This is a genomic window from Mesorhizobium sp. BR1-1-2 (assembly GCF_020165435.1).
Taxonomy (GTDB): Bacteria; Pseudomonadota; Alphaproteobacteria; order Rhizobiales; family Rhizobiaceae; genus Mesorhizobium.
The window spans coordinates 560,986-585,231 of record NZ_JAIUID010000002.1; the positions used below are offsets into that span (position 1 = coordinate 560,986).

General features: G+C 63.3%; 28 protein-coding genes. 7 read left to right on the top strand and 21 right to left on the bottom strand.

All coding sequences use genetic code 11. From position 1 onward, the window contains the following. Nucleotides 1-8 precede the first annotated feature (8 nt). Complete coding sequence (locus LB551_RS06120) at nt 9-1,151, top strand: flavin-containing monooxygenase (protein WP_224658537.1); 1,143 nt, start codon at nt 9-11, stop codon at nt 1,149-1,151. 76 nt (nt 1,152-1,227) lie between these two features. Here LB551_RS06120 and LB551_RS06125 read toward each other — a convergent pair whose 3' ends face one another. The 5 genes from LB551_RS06125 to LB551_RS06145 form a co-directional block, all read right to left on the bottom strand. After that, nucleotides 1,228-2,031 (bottom strand): agmatinase family protein, encoded by an 804-nt coding sequence (locus LB551_RS06125; RefSeq protein ID WP_224658538.1) that lies wholly within the window; start codon nt 2,029-2,031, stop codon nt 1,228-1,230. A gap of 134 nt (nt 2,032-2,165) precedes the next feature. Then, nucleotides 2,166-4,274: a molybdopterin-dependent oxidoreductase gene (locus tag LB551_RS06130; RefSeq protein ID WP_224658539.1), complete on the bottom strand. Its 2,109-nt coding sequence runs from the start codon at nt 4,272-4,274 to the stop codon at nt 2,166-2,168. Between the two features lie 81 nt (nt 4,275-4,355). Beyond that, nucleotides 4,356-6,233 (bottom strand): ABC-F family ATP-binding cassette domain-containing protein, encoded by a 1,878-nt coding sequence (locus tag LB551_RS06135; protein ID WP_224658540.1) that lies wholly within the window; start codon nt 6,231-6,233, stop codon nt 4,356-4,358. A 136-nt stretch (nt 6,234-6,369) separates the two neighbouring features. Continuing rightward, a complete protein-coding gene (locus LB551_RS06140) occupies nt 6,370-6,819 on the bottom strand; it encodes a MucR family transcriptional regulator (protein WP_140494381.1) in 450 nt (149 codons plus the stop codon). Between the two features lie 320 nt (nt 6,820-7,139). Next, nucleotides 7,140-7,652, bottom strand: a complete 513-nt coding sequence (locus tag LB551_RS06145) for a DinB family protein (RefSeq protein ID WP_140549254.1) — start codon at nt 7,650-7,652, stop codon at nt 7,140-7,142. A gap of 65 nt (nt 7,653-7,717) precedes the next feature. Between LB551_RS06145 and LB551_RS06150 the strand changes: the two genes are divergently transcribed. Next, nucleotides 7,718-8,410 carry a glutathione S-transferase family protein gene (locus tag LB551_RS06150; RefSeq protein WP_224658541.1) on the top strand — a complete coding sequence of 231 codons (693 nt, stop codon included), beginning with the start codon at nt 7,718-7,720 and terminating at the stop codon, nt 8,408-8,410. A gap of 64 nt (nt 8,411-8,474) precedes the next feature. On the opposite strand, the gene LB551_RS06155 is transcribed toward LB551_RS06150, so the two are convergent. Then, entirely contained in the window at nt 8,475-8,729 is a 255-nt protein-coding gene (locus LB551_RS06155) for a DUF2934 domain-containing protein (RefSeq protein ID WP_140549256.1), read from the bottom strand. 237 nt (nt 8,730-8,966) lie between these two features. Here LB551_RS06155 and ndk point away from each other — a divergent pair, with 237 nt between their 5' ends. Together ndk and LB551_RS06165 are read left to right on the top strand one after the other, a co-directional pair. Further along, complete coding sequence (ndk, locus tag LB551_RS06160) at nt 8,967-9,389, top strand: nucleoside-diphosphate kinase (RefSeq protein ID WP_010915217.1); 423 nt, start codon at nt 8,967-8,969, stop codon at nt 9,387-9,389. A 131-nt stretch (nt 9,390-9,520) separates the two neighbouring features. Continuing rightward, the gene (locus tag LB551_RS06165; RefSeq protein ID WP_224658542.1) at nt 9,521-10,129 is read left to right on the top strand and encodes a class I SAM-dependent methyltransferase; all 609 of its coding nucleotides are present in this window, start codon (nt 9,521-9,523) and stop codon (nt 10,127-10,129) included. A gap of 26 nt (nt 10,130-10,155) precedes the next feature. Here LB551_RS06165 and LB551_RS06170 read toward each other — a convergent pair whose 3' ends face one another. The 6 genes from LB551_RS06170 to LB551_RS06195 all read right to left on the bottom strand — a co-directional run bounded on the left by LB551_RS06170 (nt 10,156) and on the right by LB551_RS06195 (nt 15,328). Beyond that, on the bottom strand, nt 10,156-10,920 hold the full coding sequence (locus LB551_RS06170; protein ID WP_224658543.1) for a YbaY family lipoprotein: 765 nt from the start codon (nt 10,918-10,920) through the stop codon (nt 10,156-10,158). 92 nt (nt 10,921-11,012) lie between these two features. Continuing rightward, nucleotides 11,013-11,492 (bottom strand): molybdenum cofactor biosynthesis protein MoaE, encoded by a 480-nt coding sequence (locus LB551_RS06175; protein WP_224658544.1) that lies wholly within the window; start codon nt 11,490-11,492, stop codon nt 11,013-11,015. Between the two features lies 1 nt (nt 11,493). Next, a complete protein-coding gene (moaD, locus tag LB551_RS06180) occupies nt 11,494-11,748 on the bottom strand; it encodes a molybdopterin converting factor subunit 1 (protein WP_224622797.1) in 255 nt (84 codons plus the stop codon). Between the two features lie 2 nt (nt 11,749-11,750). Next, a complete protein-coding gene (pgsA, locus tag LB551_RS06185; protein ID WP_140494400.1) occupies nt 11,751-12,347 on the bottom strand; it encodes a CDP-diacylglycerol--glycerol-3-phosphate 3-phosphatidyltransferase in 597 nt (198 codons plus the stop codon). Between the two features lie 159 nt (nt 12,348-12,506). Continuing rightward, nucleotides 12,507-14,570, bottom strand: coding sequence for an excinuclease ABC subunit UvrC (gene uvrC, locus LB551_RS06190; RefSeq protein WP_140549261.1), 2,064 nt, complete (start codon nt 14,568-14,570; stop codon nt 12,507-12,509). Beyond that, on the bottom strand, nt 14,567-15,328 hold the full coding sequence (locus LB551_RS06195; protein WP_224622801.1) for an SDR family oxidoreductase: 762 nt from the start codon (nt 15,326-15,328) through the stop codon (nt 14,567-14,569). The genes uvrC and LB551_RS06195 overlap by 4 nt, the downstream gene beginning before the upstream one ends. Before the next feature lie 410 nt (nt 15,329-15,738). Between LB551_RS06195 and LB551_RS06200 the strand changes: the two genes are divergently transcribed. Further along, complete coding sequence (locus LB551_RS06200) at nt 15,739-16,395, top strand: outer membrane protein (protein WP_224658545.1); 657 nt, start codon at nt 15,739-15,741, stop codon at nt 16,393-16,395. 62 nt (nt 16,396-16,457) lie between these two features. Here LB551_RS06200 and LB551_RS06205 read toward each other — a convergent pair whose 3' ends face one another. Together LB551_RS06205 and LB551_RS06210 are read right to left on the bottom strand one after the other, a co-directional pair. Beyond that, the gene (locus LB551_RS06205; RefSeq protein ID WP_224658546.1) at nt 16,458-17,054 is read right to left on the bottom strand and encodes a glutathione S-transferase family protein; all 597 of its coding nucleotides are present in this window, start codon (nt 17,052-17,054) and stop codon (nt 16,458-16,460) included. 381 nt (nt 17,055-17,435) lie between these two features. Further along, nucleotides 17,436-17,882, bottom strand: a complete 447-nt coding sequence (locus LB551_RS06210) for a hypothetical protein (RefSeq protein WP_224658547.1) — start codon at nt 17,880-17,882, stop codon at nt 17,436-17,438. A gap of 540 nt (nt 17,883-18,422) precedes the next feature. Between LB551_RS06210 and LB551_RS06215 the strand changes: the two genes are divergently transcribed. After that, the gene (locus tag LB551_RS06215; RefSeq protein WP_224658548.1) at nt 18,423-18,734 is read left to right on the top strand and encodes a transcriptional regulator; all 312 of its coding nucleotides are present in this window, start codon (nt 18,423-18,425) and stop codon (nt 18,732-18,734) included. Between the two features lie 51 nt (nt 18,735-18,785). Here LB551_RS06215 and LB551_RS06220 read toward each other — a convergent pair whose 3' ends face one another. The 5 genes from LB551_RS06220 to LB551_RS06240 all read right to left on the bottom strand — a co-directional run bounded on the left by LB551_RS06220 (nt 18,786) and on the right by LB551_RS06240 (nt 21,722). After that, nucleotides 18,786-19,622 carry a DMT family transporter gene (locus LB551_RS06220; protein WP_224658549.1) on the bottom strand — a complete coding sequence of 279 codons (837 nt, stop codon included), beginning with the start codon at nt 19,620-19,622 and terminating at the stop codon, nt 18,786-18,788. Further along, nucleotides 19,619-20,200: a TetR/AcrR family transcriptional regulator gene (locus LB551_RS06225; protein ID WP_224658588.1), complete on the bottom strand. Its 582-nt coding sequence runs from the start codon at nt 20,198-20,200 to the stop codon at nt 19,619-19,621. Before LB551_RS06225 ends, LB551_RS06220 begins: the two co-directional genes overlap by 4 nt. A 131-nt stretch (nt 20,201-20,331) precedes the next feature. Continuing rightward, nucleotides 20,332-20,784: a hypothetical protein gene (locus tag LB551_RS06230; protein WP_224658550.1), complete on the bottom strand. Its 453-nt coding sequence runs from the start codon at nt 20,782-20,784 to the stop codon at nt 20,332-20,334. A 113-nt stretch (nt 20,785-20,897) separates the two neighbouring features. After that, entirely contained in the window at nt 20,898-21,263 is a 366-nt protein-coding gene (locus tag LB551_RS06235) for a DoxX family protein (protein ID WP_224658551.1), read from the bottom strand. Nucleotides 21,264-21,281: 18 nt separating this feature from the next. After that, nucleotides 21,282-21,722, bottom strand: coding sequence for a VOC family protein (locus LB551_RS06240; RefSeq protein ID WP_224622810.1), 441 nt, complete (start codon nt 21,720-21,722; stop codon nt 21,282-21,284). Nucleotides 21,723-21,905: 183 nt separating this feature from the next. On the opposite strand from LB551_RS06240, the gene LB551_RS06245 reads away from it, so the two are divergent. After that, on the top strand, nt 21,906-22,712 hold the full coding sequence (locus LB551_RS06245; protein ID WP_224658552.1) for an AraC family transcriptional regulator: 807 nt from the start codon (nt 21,906-21,908) through the stop codon (nt 22,710-22,712). Between the two features lie 59 nt (nt 22,713-22,771). On the opposite strand, the gene LB551_RS06250 is transcribed toward LB551_RS06245, so the two are convergent. Both LB551_RS06250 and LB551_RS06255 read right to left on the bottom strand, forming a co-directional pair. Further along, the gene (locus LB551_RS06250) at nt 22,772-23,620 is read right to left on the bottom strand and encodes a 23S rRNA (adenine(2030)-N(6))-methyltransferase RlmJ (RefSeq protein ID WP_224622814.1); all 849 of its coding nucleotides are present in this window, start codon (nt 23,618-23,620) and stop codon (nt 22,772-22,774) included. Then, entirely contained in the window at nt 23,617-24,228 is a 612-nt protein-coding gene (locus LB551_RS06255) for a hypothetical protein (RefSeq protein WP_140549272.1), read from the bottom strand. The genes LB551_RS06250 and LB551_RS06255 overlap by 4 nt, the downstream gene beginning before the upstream one ends. Nucleotides 24,229-24,246: the final 18 nt, after the last annotated feature.

Consider the following 24,246-nt stretch of genomic DNA (forward strand, 5'->3'; position numbering starts at 1 on the left):
AGGCGCGCTTGGACGACACCACCCCGGTTGCGATTATCGGTGCCGGGCCGGCGGGCCTGGCGGTTGCCGCATGCCTGCGGCAGGCCGGTGTCGACTTCATCCTGCTTGAAAAAGAGCAGCAGCCCGCTCCCGCCTGGCGGCGCCATTACGAGCGCGTCCACCTGCACACGACCAAGCGCTATTCGTCCCTGCCCTTCGTGCCCTTCCCGAGGCATTACCCGCGCTATGTGCCGCGCGATCTGTTCGTCGAGTATCTCGATGCCTATGCGCAACGCTTCGATCTGCGGCCCCGCTTTGGAGAAGCGGTGCGGGCGATCGGCCGGCAGGGCAGAAGCTGGGGCGTCGAAGCGACATCAGGCACCGTGCGCGCTTCCCATGTCGTGATTGCGTCAGGATACAATGCCGAGCCGCTGATGCCGGCATTCGCCGGCGCCGGCAGTTTCAAGGGCAAAAGTCTGCACAGCGCGGATTACCGCAACAACACGCCGTTTGCCGGCCAGTCGGTGCTGGTCGTCGGCATGGGCAACACCGGCGCCGAGATCGCGCTCGACCTGACGGAGGGCGGGGCGAAACCCACTATCTCCGTGCGCGGCGGCGTCCATATCGTGCCGCGCGAATTGCTCGGCGTGCCCATCCAGGTCGTCAGCATGGCGACGCGCCTGGGGCCGCGGCGCGTCAATGACGCCGTCTTTCCTATCATCCTCGATCTGGTGTTGGGCAGGCTGGAGAAATATGGGCTCAAACGCCCCAAGCAGGGATTGCTGGAGCAGATATCCCTGGCGTCGCGCATACCGGTGATCGATGTCGGCACTATCGGCAAGATCCGCGAAGGCGCGATCAAGGTCGCGCCCGACATTGCCGAGATATCAGAAGGCGGCGCCCGTTTCGTCGATGGTCGGCATAGCGACTTCGATGCGATCATCTTCGCTACCGGCTACCGCCCAGCCTATGCCAAATTCCTCGAACCCGGCGTCGAGCCCGGCGGCAGCGGCGTCAATGCGCGCGCTTCGGAACTCGGTCTTTATCTCGTCGGCTTCCACAATTCGGTTACCGGCCTGCTGCGCGAAATCGGAATCGAAGCCCAGGCGATCGCCGACGACATCCGTCTCCGGCAGAACAGAAAAAGGACGGCCGAAACCCTGCCGGTGTGACTTGCGCCGAAACGGCGAAACCTCCCGGCGGCTTCAGCCCCTTGCGGGTCGAAATCACCGCGTCTGGCGGCCTGCTCTATCCAAGAGCAGTCTTCAGCATCATTCCGGCAATCTCCTTCAACAGCTTGGCGGCCACGAGCGCCGTCAGGTTGGAGAGATCCTGGCTCGGATTATACTCAACGATATCAGCGGCCACGACCGGTTGGTCGATGCTTTGAATCAAGTTGATGACTTGCCGGGTCGAGAGGCCGCCGGGCTCGCGGTGGGAGACGCCAGGGGCAAAGGCGGGATCGAGCCCATCGAGGTCCATTGAAATATAAACTGGCGTTGTGAGATCGAGCCGCAGGCCTTCCCTGAAGCGCGCCGCCTCCACCACCTCGACACCGAAGCGCCTGAACTGGTCGCGATGATGGCCGTTGACCGTGCGCAGGCCGACCTGGATCAGCCGGTCGGCCAGACGCTCCTCCATGATGCGTGCGAAGGGCGAGGTATGCGAGCGCGGATTGTTGTCATAGGCATGGTAGATATCGGGGTGAGCGTCGATGTGCAGGATCGTCAAACCGGGATGACGGCGACGCACCGCGCGCAGCACTGGCCAGGATATGGCATGATCGCCGCCGAGTGAGATCAGCGGATGGCCGCCATCCATAGCGCGGCCGACCTCGCTTTCGATCCGCTGCCAAGGGTCGCCGGGCTGCTTGAAATCGATGTCGCCGTGGTCGATGAAGCGGCCTGTCAGATCGAAGCCGGTTTCCGACCATGAGCTATAGGCGTCGCTGTGCAATTCGCGCCTGATGAGGGCCGGTGCCTCGGCTGCGCCCCGCAGATAGGACGAATTCCCGTCATGCGGTATTCCCAGAAGCGAAATTCCGGCTCCCATCGACGCTCTTCCCTCCTGTCAGACCGAGCACCTTTATACGTGCGCGAGCGGGTGCTCGCGACCGCCGGCGCTTGGACCAGATGTCGAAATCCGTAACAGACGGAATTGAAAACCGCCGGCGCTGGACGCCTGGATCACCCCGCCTTGCGCAGCCACACCTTGTTGTCGTGGAATGCCGCGCCGCCATAGGGTGCGGGCGCATCGGCGCCAGTCAGTACATTGATGCCCTCGCCGCGCTCATGCGCGCTGTTCGGCCAGATGCCTTCGGCGATCACCACGCCGCGCTTGATGCCGTCGAACAGCCTCGCATGCAGCACCACCTCGCCGCGCGCATTGCCGATTTCGACACGGTCGCCGTCTGCCAAACCGTGTGCGGCGGCATCGTCGGGATGCAAGAGCAATTCCGGCCGGCCCTCCTTGGCCTTCGACACCGACGTTTCGGAAAAGGTCGAGTTGAGGAAGTTGCGCGCCGGCGACGTAGCCAGCCGGAACGGATGCGCCTCGTCGGCAACCTCGATCAGGTCGACATGATCGGGAAATTGCGGCAACTGCTCCACCGGGCCGAACAGGCCCATGCTTTTGGGCGGCCGGTTGGGGGCGGCTTGTCCGGTCCAATCGGCGCGGAAGCGGAATTTGCCGTCCGCATGGCCGAAGCCCTTGGTGAAATGCGCGGCTTCGAAATCCGGCTGCAGATCGATCCATTTTTGCTCCTTCAGGCTGGCGAAGCTGCCAAGCCCGCGCTTGCCCAGGATGATGTCGATATGCTGCTGCTCGGTGAGGCCGAAGCCCGGCCTGTCGGCCACGCCGAGGCGCTCAGCCAATTGCTCGATGACGAAATGGTTGGTGCGCGGCCCTTCCGGCGGCTCGATCAGCTTCGGGCCGAGCGTGATGTGCTGGTTGCCGCCGCCCTTGTAGATGTCGTCATGCTCGACGAACATCGTTGCCGGCAGCACGACGTCGGCGAGCCTGGCCGTGTCGGTCATGAACTGCTCGTGCACGCAGGTGAACAGGTCGTCGCGCAGGAATCCCTGCTTCACCAGCCGCTGCTCGGGCGCAACATTGGCCGGGTTGGTGTTCTGGATGAGCAGCGCCGTCACCGGCGGCCCGCCATAGAGCGCATCCGGCGCGCCCGTCAGCACCGGGCCGATGCGCGAATGATCGAGATAGCGGATCGAGGGATCGCGCATGCGCGTGCCCTCCAGCACCTCCTGGTTGAGCTTGAAGATGCCGGAATTGGAGTGGAAGGCGCCGCCGCCCTCATATTGCCAGGCGCCGGTGACCGCGGCGATGCAGGAGGCGGCATGCATGTTGACCGCGCCGTTGCGCTGGCGGGCAAAGCCGTAGCCGAGGCGGAAATACGTTTTCCTGGTCGTGCCGACGAGACGGGCAAAACTCTCTATCTCGGCCACAGTCAATCCGGTGATCGCGGCCGCCCATTCGGGTGAACGCGTGCGCAGGTGGGCTTCCAGACCTTTCGGGTCGTCGGTGTATTTCTCGAGATAGGCGCGGTCGGCCAAGCCTTCCCTGAACAGAACATGCATGACCGCGCAAGCCAGCGCGCCATCGGTGCCAGGCTTCAGGACAAGGCCCATATCGGCCTGCTTCATCGTGGCGTTCTCATAGACGTCGATGACCACGATCCTGGCGCCGCGCTCCTTGCGCGCCTTGATGGCGTGGGTCATGACGTTGACTTGGGTCACCACGGCATTGGTGCCCCAGATCACCACGCAATCGGACTTGGCCATTTCGCGCGGGTCGGGACCGCGCAGCGCGCCCGCCCCCATCATCCAGCCGGTCCAGGCCAGGTTGGTGCAGATCGAGCCAAAGAAGCCCGAATATCTCTTCGCATGCCGCAGCCGCTCGATGCCGTCGCGCTGCACCAGCCCCATCGTGCCGGCATAAAAATAGGGCCAGACCGTCTCCGAGCCGTATTTTTTCTCGGCCGCGATGAACTTTTCGGCGACGAGGTCCAGCGCCGCCTCCCAACTTGTTTCCTGCCAGGCGCCCTCGCCCTTGGCGCCTTTGCGCACCAGCGGCTTCAGCAAGCGGTCGGGATGGTGGACGCGGTCGGCGTAACGAGCGACCTTGGCGCAGACGACGCCTGACGTGTAGGTGTTTGCCTTGGCGCCATGGACGCGGCCGATGCGGTTGCCGTCAAGCAACTCGACCTCGAGCGCGCAGGTCGACGGGCAATCATGCGGACAGGCCGAATGGCCGATGCGAAGGCTGGCGTGCTGGTTCATGGAGTGTGTTTAGCGGGTTTTAGGAACGGCGTGTAGGGCCAGATGATTAGCCGATCTCCCCCTCGTGGGGAGATTACGCGGTCACTCCGCCGTGCCTTCCTCGTACTCGGCCGACATGGTCAGCCATTTTTCCTCGTGGCCGGCAAGCGTTTGGGCGAGTTGCGATCGCTCCTTCGCCAGCCTTGTCGCCGTCGACGGATCCTTTTCGTACATCGCCGGGTTGGCGAGCTCGTCTTCGATACCGTCGATGCGCTTGCGGATGCGGTCCATCAGCGCTTCGGTTGCGCGGATCTCCTTGGCCAGAGGCTCGAAGGCGGCGCGGCGCTGGGCCGCCTCGCGGCGGCGGTCGGCCTTCGAGGCTTTTTCCGCCTCGCGCCGCTCGCGCCGGTCGCCGGACACGCCGGTGACCAGCGTCTTGTAGTCCTCCAGGTCGCCGTCATAGGGATTGACCGCGCCGTCCTTGACCAGCCACAGCCGGTCCGCCGTCGCTTCCAGGAGATGGCGGTCGTGCGAGATCAGGATGACGGCGCCGGGGAACTCGTTCAGCGCATGGATCAAGGATTCGCGGCTGTCGATGTCGAGATGGTTGGTCGGCTCGTCGAGGATGAACAGGTTCGGCCCCTCGAAGGCCGACAGCCCCATCAACAGCCGCGCCTTCTCGCCGCCGGACAGGTCTTTCGCCGCCGTGTTCATCTTTTCGGTGGTGAGCCCAAACTGGGCGACACGGCCGCGCACTTTCGATTCCGGCGCTTCCGGCATCAGCCTGCGAACATGTTCGTAGGCGTTTTCCTCAGGCCTGAGATCGTCGAGCTGGTGCTGTGCAAAGATCGCCACCTTCAGCCCGGGCGCCACGGTCATGGTGCCGGTCTCCTGCTTCAGGCGGCCAGACAGAAGCTTGGCGAAGGTCGATTTGCCGTTGCCATTCGCGCCAAGCAGCGCGATGCGGTCGTCGGCATCGATGCGCAAGGTCATCTTCTTCAGAATCGGCTCACCGGGGGTATAGCCGACATTGACATTGTTCAGCGCGACGATTGGCGAGGCCACCGTCTTCACCGGCTCCGGGAAAGAGAATGGCCGCACCGTGTCGTTCACGATGGCCGTGATCGGCTTCATCTTTTCAAGCGCCTTGATGCGGGACTGAGCCTGTCTTGCCTTGGATGCCTTTGCGCGAAAACGCTCGACGAAGGATTCCATATGCTTGCGGGCGGCTTCCTGCTTGATACGGCCCTTTTCCTGCTGTTCTTTCTGCTCGGTGTACTGGCGTTCGAACTGATCGTAGCCGCCGCGCCAGAAGGTCAGCTTCTTCTGGTCGAGATGGACGATCGAATTGACGGCGCGGTTAAGCAGGTCGCGATCGTGCGAGATCAGCAGCACTGTGTGCGGATATTTGGAAACATAGTTCTCGAGCCACAGCGTGCCTTCGAGATCGAGATAATTGGTCGGCTCGTCGAGCAGCAGAAGATCGGGTTCGGAAAACAGCACGGCGGCGAGTGCCACGCGCATGCGCCAGCCGCCGGAAAACGAGGAGGCGGGGCGGCGCTGCGCCGCGTCGTCGAAGCCGAGACCGGCGAGAATGGTGGCGGCGCGCGACTCGGCCGAATGCGCGTCGATATCGGCCAGCCGCATATGGATGTCGGCGATGCGGTGCGGATCGGTCGCCGTCTTTTCCTCCTCGAGCAGCGCCGTGCGTTCGAGGTCGGCCTTGAGCACGATCTCGATCAGCGGCTCCTCGGTTCCGGGCGCTTCTTGCGCCACCTGGCCGATCCGCGTGTTCTTCGGCAGGCTGATCGAGCCCGTCTCGGAGGGAAAATCGCCTGTTATGGCCTTGAACAGCGTGGTCTTGCCGGTGCCGTTGCGGCCGACAAGTCCGGCCTTGGTGCCGGCCGGCAAGGTCAGCGAGGCATGGTCGAGAAGCAAGCGCCCCGCCATGCGCAGCGAGAGGTCGTTTATGATAAGCATGGCCGCGCTTTTGCACGGGAGACCGGCGCTTCGCAAGACCTTGCGGGCCGGTTGGCCACGCAAGGCATGAAAACGGCGCGCGCAATGGCGCCGTCAACATCGCAGCTCAGTGGCTTCCGGCTGCGGTCGGCCGTGCTCAGGCGCTGGCTTTGCCGCGCTTTGTCGCCTTGGCTACGGGCGCCGGCGCTGCCGGCTTGCGGCCAAGTCCCGTCGACTTCGCCAGCGCTGACCGTGTCGCTGAGTAGTTCGGAGCGACCATCGGATAGTCGGGCGGCAGGCCCCATTTGGTGCGATACTCATCCGGGCTCAGCCCATAGTCCGTCCTGAGGTGCCGCTTGAGCGACTTGAACTTCTTGCCGTCCTCCAGGCAGACGATGTAGTCGGGAAAAACCGACTTCTTCGGGTTCACCGCAGGAACCAGGCTTGGGCTTTCCGCGACAACGGCACCTCCGAGCTTTCGCACCGAGGCACTGACGCTGGCAATCAGGTCAGGCAGGCCGGAAACCGGCAGCGGGTTGTTGCCGACATAGGCCGAGACAATGTCAGCGGTCAGCTCGATAACGGTCTTATCCTCGATATTTGACAAATCTTTCACCCTATTTGCGACAAAATCATCTACCCCAGAGAAGAATTTCGTCGATGCATTTATTTAACCGCGTCCCCCAAACGGACCAGCAAATCTCAAAACGAATCAAGACTTGCAGTCAAATATTTTTTACGGAAATCGGCTCCGTGCAAATTAGAAAAGCTATTTTTTGGGGTCGGCAGACTTAGGCGGTCCGGTTGGAAGGCCAATATCTCTAAAACACGCGCCGCCGGTCGTAACGCGCTCCAACGTCTTTCGACCTTCAGTTCGCAGTTTCCGTGAGACGGTGAAAACTGCTCTATCGGAGCCGGCGGCCGAAATCAGGCGTATGCGCGCCCTTCTTCGGTGCGCTGGAAATGCGCCAGATCGAGCTGCACGGAAGGGCGGCCCAGAACCGTCAGGATCATATGGGCCTGGCCGCGGTGGTGGGTCTGGTGGTTGAAGACGTGGTCGAGCGCCGGAGCCAGCCGTTGCGAGACGGTGCGCATGTCCGATACCGTCATGTATGTAAAGCGGCCCGACAGCGCCTTGTCGCTCAAACCGCCAACCCAGTCGACGATCCGCCGGTCCTCCGCCTCGCGCGCCATGCGCAGGCCCGGCAATGCCTGGTACAGTATGGCGTCCAGCGCCGTCGGCGCATCGCCCTCGCCGGTAAAGCGCTTCATCCAGATGCGATCGGCGGCCAGGAGATGGTTGAGCGTGCCCTTCATCGAGCCGAAGAAAGCGCCGACGTCGCGATTGAATTCCTCTTCGTCGAGATCGGCGGCTGCATCGTAGATGCGGCCATTGGCCCATTGATTATAGGCCGCAAACATCATGAAGTGCCGTTTCATCTTTTCTCCCGCCGGCCTGTGTCGAGGCGTTGCGGGATACCTAAACCGCAAGGAAGCCGCCGCCAATGACCATTCTGCTTTATGATCTCGTCGGACGCGACGCCAGCCGCCCCTTCAGCCCGCATTGCTGGAAGGCGACGATGGCGCTTGCGCATAAGGGGCTGGAGATCAGCGCGGTGCCGACGCGTTTTCTCGAAGTGCCCCGCGTCGAGGGCGGCGCATCGAACCTCGTGCCGGTGATCCGCGACGGCGAGACGGTCGTCGCGGATTCCTTCGCCATCGCGCTTTATCTCGACGAAACCTATCCGGAGCGGCCGTCGCTGTTTGGCGGCGAAGGCGGCAAGGCTATGGCGCGCTTCATCGAGCGCTGGTCGCAACTGACCATCCATCCCTATGTGACCACCGCCGCGATCATGGACCTTTATGCCATGCAGGATACGGATAACGCCGCCTATTTCCGCCAGAGCCGGGAGCAGCGCCTGGGCAAGAGGCTGGAAGACGTGATGGCCGCGCGGGATGCCGGACTTGGCGCTTTCAGGGCTTCGCTGGAGCCGCTGCGCTCGATGCTCGCCTATCAGCAATTCATCGGCGGAGATTCGCCCCTGTTTGCCGACTATATCGTGTTCGGCGCGCTGCAATGGGCACGCATCGCTTCGCCCTACCCATTGCTCGACGACCACGATGTCGTGGCGCAGTGGTTCGCCCGCTGCCTGGACCTGCATGGCGGGCTGGGGCGCAAGGTTGCGGCGGCCGCGTGAAAGCTTAGCACCTGACCTTGCGGCAGGGCTAACGACGAGCCATCGGCTCCGATATGGCCAGGTCTTATTTGGCCGCCTTTTTTGGCTTGCCGGGCTTGGCGGCGGTCTTGGCCTCTTTGGGCGCGGTTTTTGCCTTGCCGGCGACGGGCGCCTTTCTTGCTGCCTTCTTCACCGCGGATGACCCCGCATCCTCCTGGTCGATGTCGGCCGTCGCCTGTTGCCAATGGCGTTCATGCTGTCCGGCAGGTTGTCCTTCTTCCTGCCAGATCTGATGTGCGCGGTTGCGAATGCGCTCCTGGCGGTCGTCTGTCATGGTCATGGTCTCCATCCGGGCCGACCTCAGCGCGGCGCCGACACGCAACTATAGCAAGCAAAGCCTTATATTGCAGCCGTCCGATCTCGGGCTGGCGACGGCATCGCCATAATCGGCCCGGCATGCAAACGCGCATGGCGTCGACTTCCCCTGTCGACACCTCTATCGACTTCCTCTTGGCAATGGGCCGGCCGGCTTGTATAGAGCCCGCCACTCCCAATCCAACCAGACAAGGACGACCCAATGGCGCTCGAACGCACCTTTTCCATGATCAAGCCGGACGCAACGCGGCGCAATCTCACCGGCGCCATCACCAAGATGCTGGAAGATGCCGGTCTGCGCGTCATCGCTTCGCGCCGCGTGTGGATGAGCCGCCGCGAGGCGGAAGGTTTTTACGCCGTCCACAAGGATCGTCCGTTCTTCGGCGAGCTGGTGGAATTCATGTCGTCGGCGCCGACGATCGTGCAGGTGCTGGAAGGCGAGAACGCCATTGCCAGGAACCGTGAGGTGATGGGCGCCACCAACCCGGCCAACGCCGCCGAAGGCACCATCCGCAAGGTGCATGCGCTGTCGATCGGCGAGAATTCGGTGCACGGTTCGGACGCGCCGGAAACCGCCGCGCAGGAGATCAAGTACTGGTTCTCCGATACCGAGATCGTCGGCTGAGCCGACCCTGGCATTGTGACCGAAAAAGGCCGGCGGATTGCCGGCCTTTTTCATTGAAACGGATCGATTCGGCACTGCCGTTGAACCCTTGCCCGCGCTAAAGTCGGTCAGGTACAGGGAGCCGACGAAGCATGACCAGCACCATTCCCGGCTTCTTCCAGGGCACCGAGATGCCATCGAGCGGCTGGTGGGAGGTGCTGTGGCCCGACCCCGGTGCCGTGCTTTCGGCAACGGGGCTGAAGCCGGGGATGGAGGTGGCCGACCTCTGCTGTGGCGACGGCTGGTTTACGTTGCCCATAGCCAGGGTCGCTCGCCATGTCGTCGGCATCGATATCGATACCGACCTGCTCGACGTCACCCGTCGCCGGCTCAATGAAAACGGCACGAGGAATTTCGATCTCGTAGCGGGCGATGCCTATGAACTCGCGAGCCTGCTATCCCGCCCCGTCGATTTCATCTTCATGGCAAACGCCTTTCACGGCGTGCCCGACCGGCCACGGCTGGCGCGAGCCGTGCGCGAAGCGCTCGTCCGTGCCGGACGCTTTGCCCTCGTCAACTGGCATCAGCAGCCGCGTGAACAAACCACGGTGCTCGGCGAGCCCCGCGGACCGAAGACCGAATTGAGGATATCGCCGGAACAGACCATCACGGCCGTCGAGGCGGCCGGCCTCAAATTCATCGAGCTGGTCGAGGTACCGCCCTACCACTATGGCGCCGTGTTCGAAAAAATGGGCGGGTGACCTCCGCCGACAGCCGTTTCAGGGCATCAGCTCGCGGCGCTGAAACGCAGGATCTCGCGGTCGTTCCCGTCGGCGATGGTCAACTTGCCGGCATCGACTTTATACGAGGCCGCCTTTGCCAGAGCCTCGAACAGCGCCTTTTCCTCCGCCATCACCTCGGGCGCGCAGGCCTTGTAGGTCGAGCCGATGTCGCTGATCGCGATCTTCTGGCCATCGAGGTTGGCGGTGGCAAAATAGCTGTTGCAGGGACCGTTGCCGCCGGCCTTGCCTGCTTCACTCACCCGGAACGTCGCTTGCGGCGCGGTAATGGCGCCGACGCCGTCGACATAATCGAGCAGCCAAAGCTGACCAAGAACGGAAGCCATGGGCTCCGTGCTTGGCGTCACCATCTTGAGCATGATGGTTTGCGGCGCATCGGTCAGCGGGTCGACTTGATGGCGCTCATCCGAGATGAACAGGAGCCTGTCGCCGACGGTGATCTTGGCCTGCAACGCATAGGTCATCCTCTGTTGGATCCGGGACGGATCGAATGTGACCGTAAAGCTGATCGGCACCTGGCCTGCCAGCGTCATCGTCTGTTCGCCGACGACTTTGGCGGGCGCATCGGCCAACGAGACATCGGCAAGCTGGACCGAGAGCACGGCATTGGGCGGCAAGGCGATGCGCTCGCGGTAGGTCATCTCGCCTTTCAGGGCTTTTTCGGCGGCCATGGAGAGTTCCGGCACGGCAAGTATACCCACGACCAGAGGCACGAAACCGAAGACGAAGAGCTCCGCTATCCTGTCCAGCATGACCATCTCCCTTCCCCGGGCTGGCCACAGCCCAGGCTGACCAACAGCGAATTGGCCAAAGGATTGCGGTCAATGCGTGGCTGAGGCCGAATTTATTCGGACGGTGGCCTCCAGCGCTCTGCCGCCTGTTCGTCTTTCTCCTTGGCCTCGACCCAACCGCCTTCGGAGCCGTCGGCGCGATGCTCCTTCTTCCAGAAGGGAGCGCGCGACTTTAGATAATCCATGAGGAAATTCGCCGCCTCGAACGCGGCTTGCCGATGCGCGGAGGCCGCCACCACCAGCACGATGTTCTCGCCTGGCTGGATCTTGCCATGACGATGGATGGCGGTGATGCCCTGCAGCGGCCAGCGCTGAACCGCTTCGGCCGCGATGCGGGCGATTTCGGCCTCTGCCATGCCCGGATAATGCTCGAGCTCAAGGGCCGAGAGCATCCCCTGCTCGTCACGGCACAGGCCCGAGAAGGTGACCACGGCGCCGATGTCGGCGCGGCCTCGCGTCAGTCTGGCGATTTCGGCGGCGACGTCAAAATCTGGGCGCTGGACGCGCACGACAGGTACGACCGCGCCGGCCATCTCAGCCCCCGGTCATCGGCGGAAACAGCGCGATCTCGCGCGCGCCTGATATCTTCTCGCCGTGCTCGACATGTTCCTGGTTGATGGCGACGCGGATCACGTCGGGATATTGCAGCGCACGCTCGTATTCCTCGCCGCGAGACTTCAGCCAGCGCAAGAGATCCGCGACGGTGTCGACGCCATGCGGCAAGTCCACGTCTTCGTCCGGCTTGCCTATACGCTCCCGCACCCAGGCGAAGTAGATGAGCTTCGTCATCCTTATTCGTCCATGATGTGCTTGAGGCCGGCACGGAAATAGTCATAGCCGGTGTAAAGCGTGACCAGGGCCGCGATCCACAACAGCACCAGGCCGGTCTGCGTGGTCAGCGGAAAAATCTTGTCGCCGGCCGGACCGGCGAGCAGGAAGGCGATAGCGACCATCTGGATGGTGGTCTTCCATTTGGCAAGCTGCGTCACCGGCACGGAGACCTTGAGCGCCGCCAGATATTCGCGCAGGCCCGAAACCAGGATTTCGCGACACAGGATGATGATCGCCGCCCACAGCGACCAGCCGGCAATGCCGGCATGGCGGTCGGTGTCGGCGGCAAGCAGCAGCAGGCATGTCGCGACCAACAGCTTGTCGGCAATGGGGTCGAGCATCTTGCCGATGTTAGAGGTCTGCTTCCAGGCGCGGGCGAAATAGCCGTCGAAATAATCGGTGATGGACGCCAGCAGGAAAATGATCAACGCCGACCAGCGGGCGAAGTCGCTCGACTTCAGATGTCCCTCGAGGAAAAAGCACAGCACCACCAGCGGCACCGCGATAATGCGGGCGTAGGTGAGGATGTTCGGAAGGTTGAACGCGCGCTGAGCCATATCCGGGGGAACTCTTTCTGCCTGCGTACTCAAATCAGAAGCTGATGTAGGGGGTCAACAGGCCAAAATCGATTGGCCAGCAAAAATAGGCCAATCTTGTCATCTCGCGGGCTACGCCCTTGCTTCGCCCGGGAGCTGACGGCTTTCGGGCGACATGCATCAGTTCTCGTGGAAATGGTTGTAAACCAGTCTGGCCACCTGCTCGGAAATGCCGTCGACCTTTACCAGGTCCTCGATTGCCGCGCGACCCACCGCCTTGGCAGTGCCGAAATGCATCAGCAGCGCCCGCTTGCGGCTGGGGCCGATGCCGCCGATCTCGTCGAGCGGGCTCTTGACCATCTCCTTCTTGCGGCGAGCCCGGTGCGAACCGATGGCGAAACGGTGAACCTCGTCGCGCAGGCGCTGGACAAAATAGAGCACAGGGTCGCGTACCGGCAGGGAAAACGAGTCCCTGCCCTTGACGAAGAAGCGCTCGCGGCCCGCGTCGCGGTCCTGGCCCTTGGCGATGCCGATGGCCACGACCCGGTCCTCGATGCCGAGATCGGCGAGGATCTTGCGCACCGCGCTCATCTGGCCCTGGCCGCCATCGATCAGGATGACATCGGGCCAGGCAGGGAAGCCGCCTGACATGTCGCCTTCATCGCTATCCGCCTCGCCTGCCGCGGCATCGTCGGGCGCCACATCGCCATGCTCCTTGAGCAATCGTGAAAAGCGCCGCTCCATCACTTCGCGCATCATGCCGAAATCGTCGCCGGGCGTGATCTCGGTCGAGCGGATATTGAATTTCCGGTACTGGTTCTTCACAAAACCTTCCGGCCCGGCGACGACCATGGCGCCGACGGCGTTTGTGCCCATGATGTGCGAATTGTCGTAGACCTCGATGCGCACCGGCGGCTTTTCGAGCCCGAAGGTCTCGGCGAAGCCGGCAAGCAACCTGGCCTGCGTCGAGGTTTCGGCCAGCCGACGGCCGAGCGCCTCGCGAGCATTTTGCAACGCGTTGTCGGTCAGGTCCTTCTTCTCGCCACGCTGCGGCACCGAGATCGACACCTTGCGGCCGGCGCGGGTCGAGAGCGCCTCGGCCAACAGTTCCTGGTCCTCCACGGCGTGCGACAGCAGAATGGCGCGCGGCGTCGGCTTGTCGTCGTAGAACTGCGCCAGGAACGAGCCCAGCACCTCGGCCCCTTCCAGCGCCGGATCGGCCTTCGGGAAATAGGCGCGGTTGCCCCAGTTCTGGCCGGTGCGGAAGAAGAACACCTGGATGCAGACCTGGCCGCCCTCCTGATGGATGGCGAAGACATCGGCCTCGTCGACGGTCTGCGGATTGATGCCCTGGTGGCTCTGCACGTGCGAGAGTGCCGCCAGCCGGTCTCGATAAATGGCGGCGCGCTCGAAATCGAGGTCTTGCGAGGCCTGCTGCATGGCGGCCGAAATCTCGGTCTTCACCTTCTGGCTGCGGCCGGAAAGAAAATCCTTCGCCTCGGCGACCAATTCGGCATAGTCGCTATGCGAAATCTCGCCGGTGCACGGACCGGCGCAGCGCTTGATCTGATAGAGCAGGCAAGGCCGCGTGCGGTTCTCGTAGAAGGAGTTGGTACAACTCCTCAGGAGGAAGGCGCGCTGCAAGGAATTGATGGTACGGCCGACCGCGCCCGCGGAAGCGAAGGGACCGAAATAATCGCCTTTGCGCGAACGCGCGCCGCGATGCTTGTAGATGCCGGGCGAGACATGGTCGCCCGTCAAGAGGATGTAGGGGAACGACTTGTCGTCGCGCATCAGCACGTTGAAACGTGGCCGCAGCCGCTTGATGAGGTTGGCCTCCAACAGCAGCGCCTCGATCTCGGTGCGGGTGACGACGAACTCCATCGTCGCGGTCTCGCGCACCATGCGGCCGATGCGGTTGGTGTGGAAGCGGCCTTGCGCGTAGTTGGTGACGCGCTTCTTCAGGCTGCGGGCCTTGCCGACATAGAGCACGTCGCCATTGGCATTCATCATGCGGTAGACGCCCGGCGCATTGGGCAGCCGCTTGACCAGCGTCTGGATCACCTCGGCGCCGACCATGCCGTCGGCATCGCCGGCATGCGGCGTCCAGTCGATGGCGGTGAAGGCGACGTCCGGGCCGGCCGGTTCGACGATCTCCTCCGCCGCCTCGTCCTCGAGGTCGATTTCGGGAGGCAGGTCGTCGGCGCCGCCACGCATCTTGTGTTTCTGCTCTGCGGGACTCATTCCGTCATGCCTGTCACATCAGGCGTGCGCCATGCAAGATGCTGGCCGCCATCAAGCGCGATCATCTGCCCGGTAACCGAGCGGGCTTCCCAGAGATAGCGGATTGTGGCGCCGAATTCCGGCAATTGCGGGCCGCGTTTCAAAATGAGACCGGCGAGCTGCGCGGCAAAGTCGCTGTCGTCCTGGTGCGCGTTCTTCAAGGTCGGGCCGGGACCGATGGCGTTGACGCGGATGCGCGGGCCGAGCGCCTGCGCCATCATCTGGGTTGCCGTCCACAAGGCGGACTTGGACAGCGCATAGGAGAAGTAGCGCGGCGTCGGCCGCCAGACACGCTGGTCGATCATGTTGACGATCAGTCCCTCCTGCCCGGCTGGCAGAGCCCGGGCAAAGTTCTGCGCCAACAGCGCCGGGGTCTTCACATGAATGGCGAAGTGGCGGTCCCAGCCCTGCCAGTCGAAGTCAAGGACCGAATCGTCCTCGAACAGCGAAGCGTTGTTGACCAGCAGCGAGATCGGCCCGAGCGCGGCTTCGGCGCGGCCGATCAGGCGGCCGACCTCGGTCATATCCGTGAGGTCGGCGGCGACCACGGCGGCGTGGCCGCCGGCGCGGTTGATCCGCTGGGCAAGCGCATCCGCGTCGTCGCGCGAGCGGTTGCAGTGAATGGCGACGGCAAAACCGTGGGCGGCGAGATCCTCGACAATCGCGCTACCGATCCGTTTTGCCCCGCCCGTCACCAGCGCCGCGGTGGCTTTGCTCATCTGTTGTCAATCCTCGGTTTCGGCGCGAAGGAGGGCGCCGGCAAATTATGGCCCACCACCCGTTAAATGGCGTTCGCACCTGCGGCAGCATTGTGGCGAAGCGGCCGGTTCGGCATCTCGAGCCGGCCCGCAATGAGCCGGCCTCAACACAATATAGGAGGCTGGACTCCTTGCACCAAGCCGCCTGCGGCGCAGCACGGCCCATCTGCTGACATTTCGCTGTTGCGAAGATGCAACGTCAAGTTTCTGCCTCATTCGCGCCGGGGAATGACCCAAGTTCAGGTTCGCTTCAGCCGCATTTCGACACGACATTTGGAACCGACGAACGCCAGATCCGTTTCACCCCCCGGACGGGTTGATGGGCGATCGTAAGAACAAGCCTGTGTCCTGTGGCTTAAGGAGTAACAACAATGCAAGCCAATCTCAAATTCGCGCGGCCGCTGGCCGTAGCGCTCGGGCTCTTCGCCCTCGGTGGAACCGCCTATGCCGCCGATGTGGTCCAGGAAGAGCCGCCGGCACCTGCCCCGGTCGCCGAACTGCCCGTCGCGTCCTGGGCCGGCCCCTATGCCGGTCTTAATCTTGGCTATGGCTTCAGCGGCCGTACCAAGGAAAAGGATTTCGACGTTGACACCGATACCAAGGGTTTCATCGGCAGCGTCTTCGGCGGCTATCAGTGGCAGCAGGAGAACTTCGTCTACGGCGGTGAAGCCGAACTCGGCTACAACGGCGTCAAGGGCGACGATAATGGCATCGATTCCAAGGCCGGCTTCGAAGGCTCGCTGCGTGCCCGTCTCGGCTACGCTGTGACCCCGGAAATCCTGCTCTACGGCACCGGTGGTCTCGCCGGCAGGAGCCTGAAGGTGGAGGACAGCGTCCTCGGCGCCAGCGACCGCGCCACCATGATCGGCTGGACCGCCGGTCTTGGTACCGACATCAAGCTGACCGACAATGTGTTCGGCCGCGTCGAATACCGCTACACCGACTTCGGCAGCAAGGACTTCGACGGCATCGGCAAGGTCAAGGCCACCGACAACCGCGTCACCTTCGGCGTCGGTATGAAGTTCTAAGTCGTTCAAGCCACGACACGAAGAAGCCGGGCCTCGCGCCCGGCTTTTTTATTGTCGGCCGCTCACGCGGGAATGCAGGGCTTCAGGTTCGGGAATTTCTCATCGAAGCGCGCGGCCCAGCGGACCAGACGGTTGCGCCCTTTTTCCCATTTCCCGGCGAAACGCAGCGCCAGGTACCCAAGGCAGGCGCGCAGCGCCATCTGGCCGGCGGTGATCTTCTTCGGCAGTTTCGGCGGATTGGCATTGAGCAGATCGAGCGCGGCGGTGATCTTCGCCCACTGGCGGTCGAGCCAGGGCTGGTAGACCATCTCCTCGGGCCGCGTGCGGCGCTCATAGACCATCGACAGCGCACAGTCGCAGATGCCGTCCGCCAACGCTTCCAGCACTTCCGCTTCCAGCCGCTTGTCGGGATTGCGCGGAAACAGCGCGCTCTTCGACATCCGGTTGAGCTGCTGGGTGATGGCTCGGCTGTCGTGGATCGAGCGGCCGTCGTCGAGCACCAGCACAGGGATCTTGCCCAGCGGATTGGCGCCGATCAGTTCGGCCGGCTTGTCTTCGGTTTTGACAGGCGCCAGGTCGACGGCGATGCCGGCATAAAGTGCCGCCATTCGTACCTTGGAACTGTAGGGGGACGTGGAGGCGTAAAGCAGCTTCGGCATGGTCGGGTTCCTGTTGGCAGGCCGTCACTGTTGACCGGGCGCCCTTCCCCGCGCAACAGCCAGAAGCGGAAAAACCAGCCGCCAGCAGCCGGCGACCACTCCTGCATGCCTTGGTCTCTTGTACGCCTTGATCCGGATGCGCCACATGTGATGACGGCAACACTCCGACAGGCCGGACAAGACCAACGATCGTTCCGCCGCCGCACGATAGCGCGCAACAAAAGCCCACCGGACTTCGCCCTGCGGCGAAGTCCTGGGAGCTGCGAAAGATATCTGGCGTCCGCCCCTCTCGTTGCGCCCCAATGCCAGAGCAGAGGGCGAGGGCCTCAACGGCACCTGCCCTCATTTCTGCCGACACGGTCCCGGCGCGAAGAAACGTGACTACTTCTTCGCGGCCTTCGCCGGCGCTGCTTTCTTGGCGGCGGGTGCCGCCTTCTTCACCGGTGCCGAAGACTTCGCCGCGGCGGCCTTGGCCGGAGCCTTGGCCGGAGCTGCCTTCTTCGCAACGGGCTTGGCCGCGGCCTTGGCAGCGGGCTTCCTTGCCGGAGCGGCTTTCTTTGCCGGAGCGGCCTTCTTGGCCGGTGCAGCCTTCTTTGCGGATGCGGCGCTGGCCTTGGCGGGCGCTGCCTTCTTCGCCGCCGGTTTCGCGGCGGCCTTGGCTGCCGGCTTCTTCGCCGGTGCCGCCTTCGCCTTGGGCGCTGCCGCCTTCGGCTTGGCAGCGGGTGCTGCTTTCTTGACTGCGGTCGCGGCTTTCGCCGCTGCCGCTTTTACAGGTGCTTTCTTTGCCGGTGCCTTGGATGCCGGCGCTTTTGATGACTGCTTAGCCATGCGATGCCCCTTGCGTTATGCCGACGACCGTTAATGGCCCGGCGTGTCATGCTTATCTGACTCGCGCCTCGCTAGCCAGCGAAGCAATGATATGATTTTCTCAGCTTAAATTTTCGTTGCGATCGACACATGATCGCACTCATCGTCGCAAAAATATGGCGTGATCTTCCGATATCGCCAGAAATTTGGCACCGACATTCTCGATACGCTGCGAGAGCGCGCCTGCCATGAGACTGCAAAGATCAGGAAGCAGCTTCGCGCATCGATCTTCGGCCGCGAATATCATGAGCTGCGGCTTATAGAGAATGATCATCTTTTGCAGACGACCGGTCCCTTCGGATTACAAGTGCAATGCGATGCGCCGATCTGGAGATCACCTTGTCAAGCCTGGCTTCATCACCGAATTGACAGATTACTCTGCATGCCAGAGTATTCTGGCAAGTGCGTTCGATGTCGTTCACTAAGGCGAAGGGTTAGTACTCCCCGAGGCAGCAGAGCCATAGGGTGACAGATCAAGGTCCGCAGCATTGGAGCCAATTGATGAGTGCCGACGACATCATCCATCAGAGTACACGGCTCAGGATCATGGCCGCCCTGAACACGCTGGAAAGACGCGAGGCGCTGGAGTTCACGCAACTGAAGGCCATGATCGAAACCACCGACGGAAATCTCGGCGCGCATCTCGATACGCTGGCCAAAGCGGGCTACGTCGATGTTGAAAAGCTTTTCATCGAGCGGCGGCCGCGGACACGGATCAGAGCAACGACGATCGGGCGCCGCGCTTTTCGCGGTCACATTGCCTTTCTTCGAAAGATCATCGGTGAAGCCGAAGCGACGCGGGGCAGGAAGTAGCACTGCGATCGCGCAAGCGTTGTCGGCGCGAAATGCCGGCACACATTTTCGTCACGGCTGATATCCGAGGCAGATGGCACCGAGCGCGACGATTGCGCAGGCGCCGACCCGCCGCGGTGTCAGCGTCTCACCGAGAAACAGGCGTCCGATGAAGACCGCGAAGACGACGCTGGTCTCGCGGATCGCGGTGATGGGGCCGGCCGGTCCCAAGGCGAAAGCCGCCACCACCAGACCGTAAGCTAAAAGCGCAAACACGCCGCCGCCGAGCGCCTTCCAGGTTTCCGGCGCCTGCGGATCGACGACCAACCGGCCGCGGCAGAAGACGAACGCCGCCGGCAGCAACAAGCCGTAGATCAGCAGGACCCAGGCAGCGTACGCGCCAGCATTGCCCGCCGCGCGAACGCCGATCGCGTCGACGGTCGCATAGGCGGCAATGATTGCTCCCGTTGCGAGCGCATAGAGGATCGATTTGGCGGTGGCTCGTCCTCGACCAATTGAAAGACCCATGATTCCACCCCCAACGAGGGCGACACCTACCGTCTCTGGAATGGTGAGCCGCTGGCCAGCGAGCAGAAATCCACCGAGCGTGACCAGCAATGGCACGCTGCCGCGCACGATCGGATAGACCTGCCCCAAATCGCCATGTCTGTAAGCGGCCACAAGAAACATGCTGTAGCTGACCTGAAGGCAGGCTGAGAACAAGACATAGGGCCAGGCCGGCGCGGCCGGAAGGGCATGGAAAATCACGAAGGGAATGGCAAGGGCCGTGCTGGAGAAGCTCATGACAGTGACGGTCCACAACCTGTCAGTTCCCGTTCGCAGGAAAGCGTTCCAACTTGCGTGCAGGAGCGCCGCAAAGAGCGCGAGCCCGACGACCAGCGGGCTCATTGCGGCTTGCGCGAAGTGGCGATGATGCCCAGGGCCGCCTTGCGGGCGGCGCGGATGGCTATATCCGCTTGTCCCATCTGCGCCATCAGGGTGGCACCTTCGATCAGCATCAGCAGTGCCGCTGCCACGCTCCCGGCCCGCCCGCGCGGCATCACCTCCGAAAGGATTGCTTGCATACGCTGCCTGAGGCCGTTCTTCTGCCTGGCGGCAGCTTTGAACACCGGATGTTGGGGGTCGCCGAACTCAGCCAGCGCATGAGCAAACAGACAACCGTGGAAATCCGGGCTGTGGAACCAGCGCTCGTGCCAGTCGAGGATTTTCCCGATTTTCTGCTCCGGCGTGGTGCACTCCCGGCCCACGCGATCGAGCTGACACTCAAAACGCCTGGCGCGATGATCGAGCACTTCGACGATCAACTCGTCCTTGCTCGGAAAATGGCGATACATCGTCATCTTGGCCACATCGGCCTCGGCGATGATCCGGTCTATCCCAGTGGCATGAAAGCCGGCGCGCTTGAACAGCGCATAGGCCGTTTCGACGACATGCTGGCGTTTGTCGGAGACAGGCGATGATGCCACAGTGATCACCAAGTGATGAGACAGGTCTGTCTCATCACGATGCGATCGATTCCGTCTTCTGTCAAGACAACACAAAGGCGCCCGCGGCTGGAGCCGCAGACGCTAACGAAATCGAGACTGGAAACCGCCTGCTAGCGCAGCACGCGGCAGCGGCCGTTGTAGACCATCCAGCGGTCGAAGCCCGAGACGCAGAATTCGACATTGTCGCCGATCGAGGCAAAGCCCTGGCCTTCCTCGATCAGGTACCAGATGGCGCGGTCGCGGCCATCCGAGAGGGCGACCGTGGCGCCGCAATAGCGACGGCCGATCGGCCATTCCTCGCTGGCCGGCAAGTAGCGATTCTGGTGGATGCGGTGGAAATCGGTGATCGCGACATCCGGCAGGTGCGGCACGTGCCGCACCTGGTAGGAGAACCGGCTGGTGATCTTGTTCAGCACCCAGGCTTCGCCGCAAATGCCGCTGTCCTCGTCAGAATAGACGGCAAGATCGGCGGCTTGCGCCGCCTGGGTGAAGCCAAGCGATGTGCCAAACGGCGTGCAGAGCGAGATCAGGGCGGCAAGGGCGGAGCGGGCGAAGCGAGTCATGGCAGCCTCTCAAGGTCGATTGCGTGCACTGTGCGGGATTCGCCGGGCGGCGGTCAAGCGATTGCATTGACAATGGTTTCCAGGGTGTGGCCTCCGGCTTTGGCCACCGGCCATCAGCCGAGGCGCGCCGCCAGCAGCAGCCCGCCGATAACGGCGATGTTGACCAGGAAGGCGGACCTCAGCACCTGCCTTTCCGGCCCGTGATGGCGCCAGAAAGGCAGGACGAGCAGGTTCGCCGCCACCGTGAACAGGATGAGCGCGCCGGCGGCATAGGGCACCGCGATGCCGATGGCGAGGCAGAAGCCGGCCGCCACCTCCAGCACCGAGCCGGCGGCGAGCAGGAAGGCCGGAGCCGGAAGCCGCCGCGCCGCCAGGTCTTCGCAGATCGCCCTGAACCTGACGAAATGCTCGACCCCGGCCCAAAGGAAAACGCCGCCGATCAGCAGCAGGCCGAACGCCGATGCGATATCGGTGACCATGGCCAGGCTCCGCCCGCCTCAGTCTTCGGGAACGAAGGCAGGATTGTAGACGACCTCCCAGAGATGGTCGTCAGGATCCTGGAAGTAACCGGCATAGCCGCCCCAGAAAGTCTTCTGGGCCGGCTTGACCAGGTGCGCGCCGGCCTTGACCGCCTCAGCCATCACCGCATCGACCTCGGTCTCGCTGGCCACATTATGGCCGAGGGTGAGCTCGGTCGGGCTGCGGCCGCTCTGGCCGATGCCCGCATCATGGGCGATGCCTGCATCGTGTGCGATGCTGCTGCGCTCGAAGATGGCGAACTTCAATCCGCCGTGCAGGGTGAAGAAGGCGACGGCGCCGTGCTCGAACTCGCGGCCGATGATCCCTTCGCTCGGAAGCCCCAGCCCGGTGCGATAGAATTCGAGCGATGCTTCCAGGTTGTCGACGCCAAGCGTGATGACACTTATTCGGGCTTTCATGTCCATTCTCCTTTCAAGGATCAGCGTTGTTTCGCCGCCGGGCGGGGAGCGGGTATGACTGGTCCGCGCAACCATCCCCGACAGGCTGCGTTTGATTTGCCATGGCGGAGGCGCCGCGAATTGAAGATTTCGGCCAAAATGCCGGCGCTGGGGCCAAATTGGAAAGCCGACGAAGGCGGATGAATGGAAGCGGTACCGGCACAGACCACCGGCTTTTTCCGTGAACGCTCCGCGCATCCGCGGCTGCGCGGCGCGTTCGCTTCGGTATGGGTCCACTCCATGCAGGAAAAGGACGCGCCACCCGTCATCATCACGCCGGATGCGACGATCGACCTGCAATGGATCGACGGCCGGTTCCGCATCGCCGGCCCGGACAAGGAGCCGCAGGTCGAGGCGCTGCCCTCCGGCGCCCTTGTCATCGGCTTCCGCTTCCGACCAGGTGCCGCCGCGGCCTGGCTGGGCATGCCGGCGAGCGAGATCGTCGGACAGCGGCTCGACCTGAATGAGTTATGGGGTGCCAGGGCACGCCAGCTCGCGGGCCGTGTCCGTGCAAATCCCGATCTCGCTGTCCTGGTGAAATCCCTGGAGAACGCCGTCGGCCAATCCGGCGACGGGCATGAGGTCCTCGATCCGGTGATGCATCACGCTTATGACGCTATTAACCGCGGCCTGCCGGCCGGCGCGCCTCTGGTGCCCTTTCTGCTTCGCGCGCTGCACCTGAGCGAGAGGACCTTGCGCCGCCGCTTCGAAGAGAGTTTCGGCTACGGGCCGAAGACGCTCGACCGCATCCTGCGCTTTCATCGCTTCCGTCGCCTGCAACGGGTGTCCGGCGATGTCTCGACCGCGGTGCTGGCGGCGGAAGCCGGCTATTCGGACCAGGCTCATCTCATCCGCGAAAGCCGGCGGCTGTCGGGCATAACGCCCTCGGCATTGGTGCACGGCATATCGCGGAATGTAAGCGGAGCCGGGCCGGCCGCAGAGCCGCTTTAACTGTTTGTCGTGGCGCATCTGCGAGGACGCCGCCTGCAACCGGCATTCCGCCGCCGCTGCTACTCCCCTGCCAGCCAGTTCAGCGTCCAGTGCGCCGGCCTTTCCAGGACCAGCAATTTGTGCAGGACCGGCAGGAGAATGCGCAATTCACCTTCCAGCGTGAAGGGCGGGTTGGCCACGACCAGGCCGCTTCCGTCGAGACTGGGCTCTTGCGAGGCGGGCCGGATTTCGAATTCGATGTCGAGCAATTTCGGAACGCCGGTTTCCTTCAGCGCCTTGCGGAAGCCAATCACCGCCTTGCGGTCCTTGATCGGATACCACAGCGCATAGATGCCGCCCGGCCAGCGCTTGTGCGCCTTCGCCAGCCCGTCGACGAGGCGGCCGAACTCGCCCTCTTCCTCGAATGGCGGATCGATCAGCACCAGCCCGCGCTTTTCCTTCGGCGGCAGGTGCGCGCCGAGCGCCAGCCAGCCGTCGAGCTCGATCACCCTTGTCTGGAAATCGCCGGCGAATTCCGTCTTCAGCTTCGCGACATCCTTCGGGTGCAGTTCGATCGCCGACAGCCGGTCCTGCTTGCGCAGAAGGTGCCGCGCGACCAGCGGCGAGCCCGGGTATTTTTTCAATTGACCGTCTGCGTTGCACGCACGCACCGCGTCGAGATAGGGCGCGAGCAGCATTGCGGCCTGGGCTTCGGGCGCAGCATCGACCAGTCGGCCGATGCCGCCTTGCCATTCGCCGGTCTTCTGCGCCTCGAGCGAGGACAGATCGTAGCGGCCGATGCCGGCATGGGTGTCGATGACGCGAAAGGCCTTGTCCTTCTGCTTCAGATATTCGAGCAGCCGCGTCAGCACGACGTGCTTGACGACGTCGGCAAAATTTCCGGCGTGATAGGCGTGGCGATAGTTCATGTGGCGCCCCTGCCCCAGCGTGGCGGCGGTGGCTGTGAATTCGGATTTTGCGGCCGGCCGCCGGCAGAACGCAAGGACATCAGGAAGCCGATCAGGCCGATCGCCATCAGCGCGAAGCCAACCGGTCGCGCACGGCTGTCGGTCTCGCCGACACCGGAGCGCAAGACAAGATCGACCGCGCGTATCGGAATGTCCTCGGCGTCGCCGGGACCGACGGTGAAGACATAGGGGCCGGGGCCGACGGTCCCGATCACGCCGGCCTCATCGCGGAAGATCTTGTCGGGCAGTTGCGGGCTCGCCTGACGCGGATTGTCGGAATGATTGAACTGAAGCGTCGAGGCAAGCACCGTGCGACCGCCGGTGGCGGCTGTCAGCGTCAGCACCGTGCGCTGCTGCGAAACGATGCGCTCGGCCCTCGCGGTCAAGTCGACCAGCACCCTTACCGGCGCGTCGCGCGCGGCAAGCGGCACGGTGACTTGCTTGAAGCGGCCGCCATCATAGACCCGCCAGCTGCCGATCTGGTGACCGGAGAAATTGGTCATCGCCCATGGATAGATGGCGCTGACGCCGATGCCGGCGAGCAGGATCAACAGGAACAGAAAGCGCATTCAGGGAATCACCTTGTA

What these genes read in the sequence shown, in the direction of transcription:
- LB551_RS06125 (WP_224658538.1), bottom strand. Translation starts at nt 2,031, where the DNA reads ATGGGAGCCGGAATTTCGCTTCTGGGAATACCGCATGACGGGAATTCG.
- LB551_RS06155 (WP_140549256.1), bottom strand. Translation starts at nt 8,729, where the DNA reads ATGACCATGACAGACGACCGCCAGGAGCGCATTCGCAACCGCGCACAT.
- LB551_RS06205 (WP_224658546.1), bottom strand. Translation starts at nt 17,054, where the DNA reads ATGCCGAAGCTGCTTTACGCCTCCACGTCCCCCTACAGTTCCAAGGTA.
- LB551_RS06230 (WP_224658550.1), bottom strand. Translation starts at nt 20,784, where the DNA reads ATGACTCGCTTCGCCCGCTCCGCCCTTGCCGCCCTGATCTCGCTCTGC.
- LB551_RS06240 (WP_224622810.1), bottom strand. Translation starts at nt 21,722, where the DNA reads ATGAAAGCCCGAATAAGTGTCATCACGCTTGGCGTCGACAACCTGGAA.
- LB551_RS06195 (WP_224622801.1), bottom strand. Translation starts at nt 15,328, where the DNA reads ATGAGCAAAGCCACCGCGGCGCTGGTGACGGGCGGGGCAAAACGGATC.
- LB551_RS06135 (WP_224658540.1), bottom strand. Translation starts at nt 6,233, where the DNA reads ATGCTTATCATAAACGACCTCTCGCTGCGCATGGCGGGGCGCTTGCTT.
- LB551_RS06255 (WP_140549272.1), bottom strand. Translation starts at nt 24,228, where the DNA reads ATGCGCTTTCTGTTCCTGTTGATCCTGCTCGCCGGCATCGGCGTCAGC.
- LB551_RS06250 (WP_224622814.1), bottom strand. Translation starts at nt 23,620, where the DNA reads ATGAACTATCGCCACGCCTATCACGCCGGAAATTTTGCCGACGTCGTC.
- LB551_RS06200 (WP_224658545.1), top strand. Translation starts at nt 15,739, where the DNA reads ATGCAAGCCAATCTCAAATTCGCGCGGCCGCTGGCCGTAGCGCTCGGG.
- LB551_RS06145 (WP_140549254.1), bottom strand. Translation starts at nt 7,652, where the DNA reads ATGAAACGGCACTTCATGATGTTTGCGGCCTATAATCAATGGGCCAAT.
- LB551_RS06175 (WP_224658544.1), bottom strand. Translation starts at nt 11,492, where the DNA reads ATGGCCGGCGCGGTCGTACCTGTCGTGCGCGTCCAGCGCCCAGATTTT.
- ndk (WP_010915217.1), top strand. Translation starts at nt 8,967, where the DNA reads ATGGCGCTCGAACGCACCTTTTCCATGATCAAGCCGGACGCAACGCGG.
- pgsA (WP_140494400.1), bottom strand. Translation starts at nt 12,347, where the DNA reads ATGGCTCAGCGCGCGTTCAACCTTCCGAACATCCTCACCTACGCCCGC.
- LB551_RS06215 (WP_224658548.1), top strand. Translation starts at nt 18,423, where the DNA reads ATGAGTGCCGACGACATCATCCATCAGAGTACACGGCTCAGGATCATG.
- LB551_RS06130 (WP_224658539.1), bottom strand. Translation starts at nt 4,274, where the DNA reads ATGAACCAGCACGCCAGCCTTCGCATCGGCCATTCGGCCTGTCCGCAT.
- LB551_RS06245 (WP_224658552.1), top strand. Translation starts at nt 21,906, where the DNA reads ATGGAAGCGGTACCGGCACAGACCACCGGCTTTTTCCGTGAACGCTCC.
- LB551_RS06235 (WP_224658551.1), bottom strand. Translation starts at nt 21,263, where the DNA reads ATGGTCACCGATATCGCATCGGCGTTCGGCCTGCTGCTGATCGGCGGC.
- LB551_RS06220 (WP_224658549.1), bottom strand. Translation starts at nt 19,622, where the DNA reads ATGAGCCCGCTGGTCGTCGGGCTCGCGCTCTTTGCGGCGCTCCTGCAC.
- uvrC (WP_140549261.1), bottom strand. Translation starts at nt 14,570, where the DNA reads ATGAGTCCCGCAGAGCAGAAACACAAGATGCGTGGCGGCGCCGACGAC.
- LB551_RS06210 (WP_224658547.1), bottom strand. Translation starts at nt 17,882, where the DNA reads ATGGCTAAGCAGTCATCAAAAGCGCCGGCATCCAAGGCACCGGCAAAG.
- LB551_RS06150 (WP_224658541.1), top strand. Translation starts at nt 7,718, where the DNA reads ATGACCATTCTGCTTTATGATCTCGTCGGACGCGACGCCAGCCGCCCC.
- LB551_RS06165 (WP_224658542.1), top strand. Translation starts at nt 9,521, where the DNA reads ATGACCAGCACCATTCCCGGCTTCTTCCAGGGCACCGAGATGCCATCG.
- LB551_RS06170 (WP_224658543.1), bottom strand. Translation starts at nt 10,920, where the DNA reads ATGCTGGACAGGATAGCGGAGCTCTTCGTCTTCGGTTTCGTGCCTCTG.
- moaD (WP_224622797.1), bottom strand. Translation starts at nt 11,748, where the DNA reads ATGACGAAGCTCATCTACTTCGCCTGGGTGCGGGAGCGTATAGGCAAG.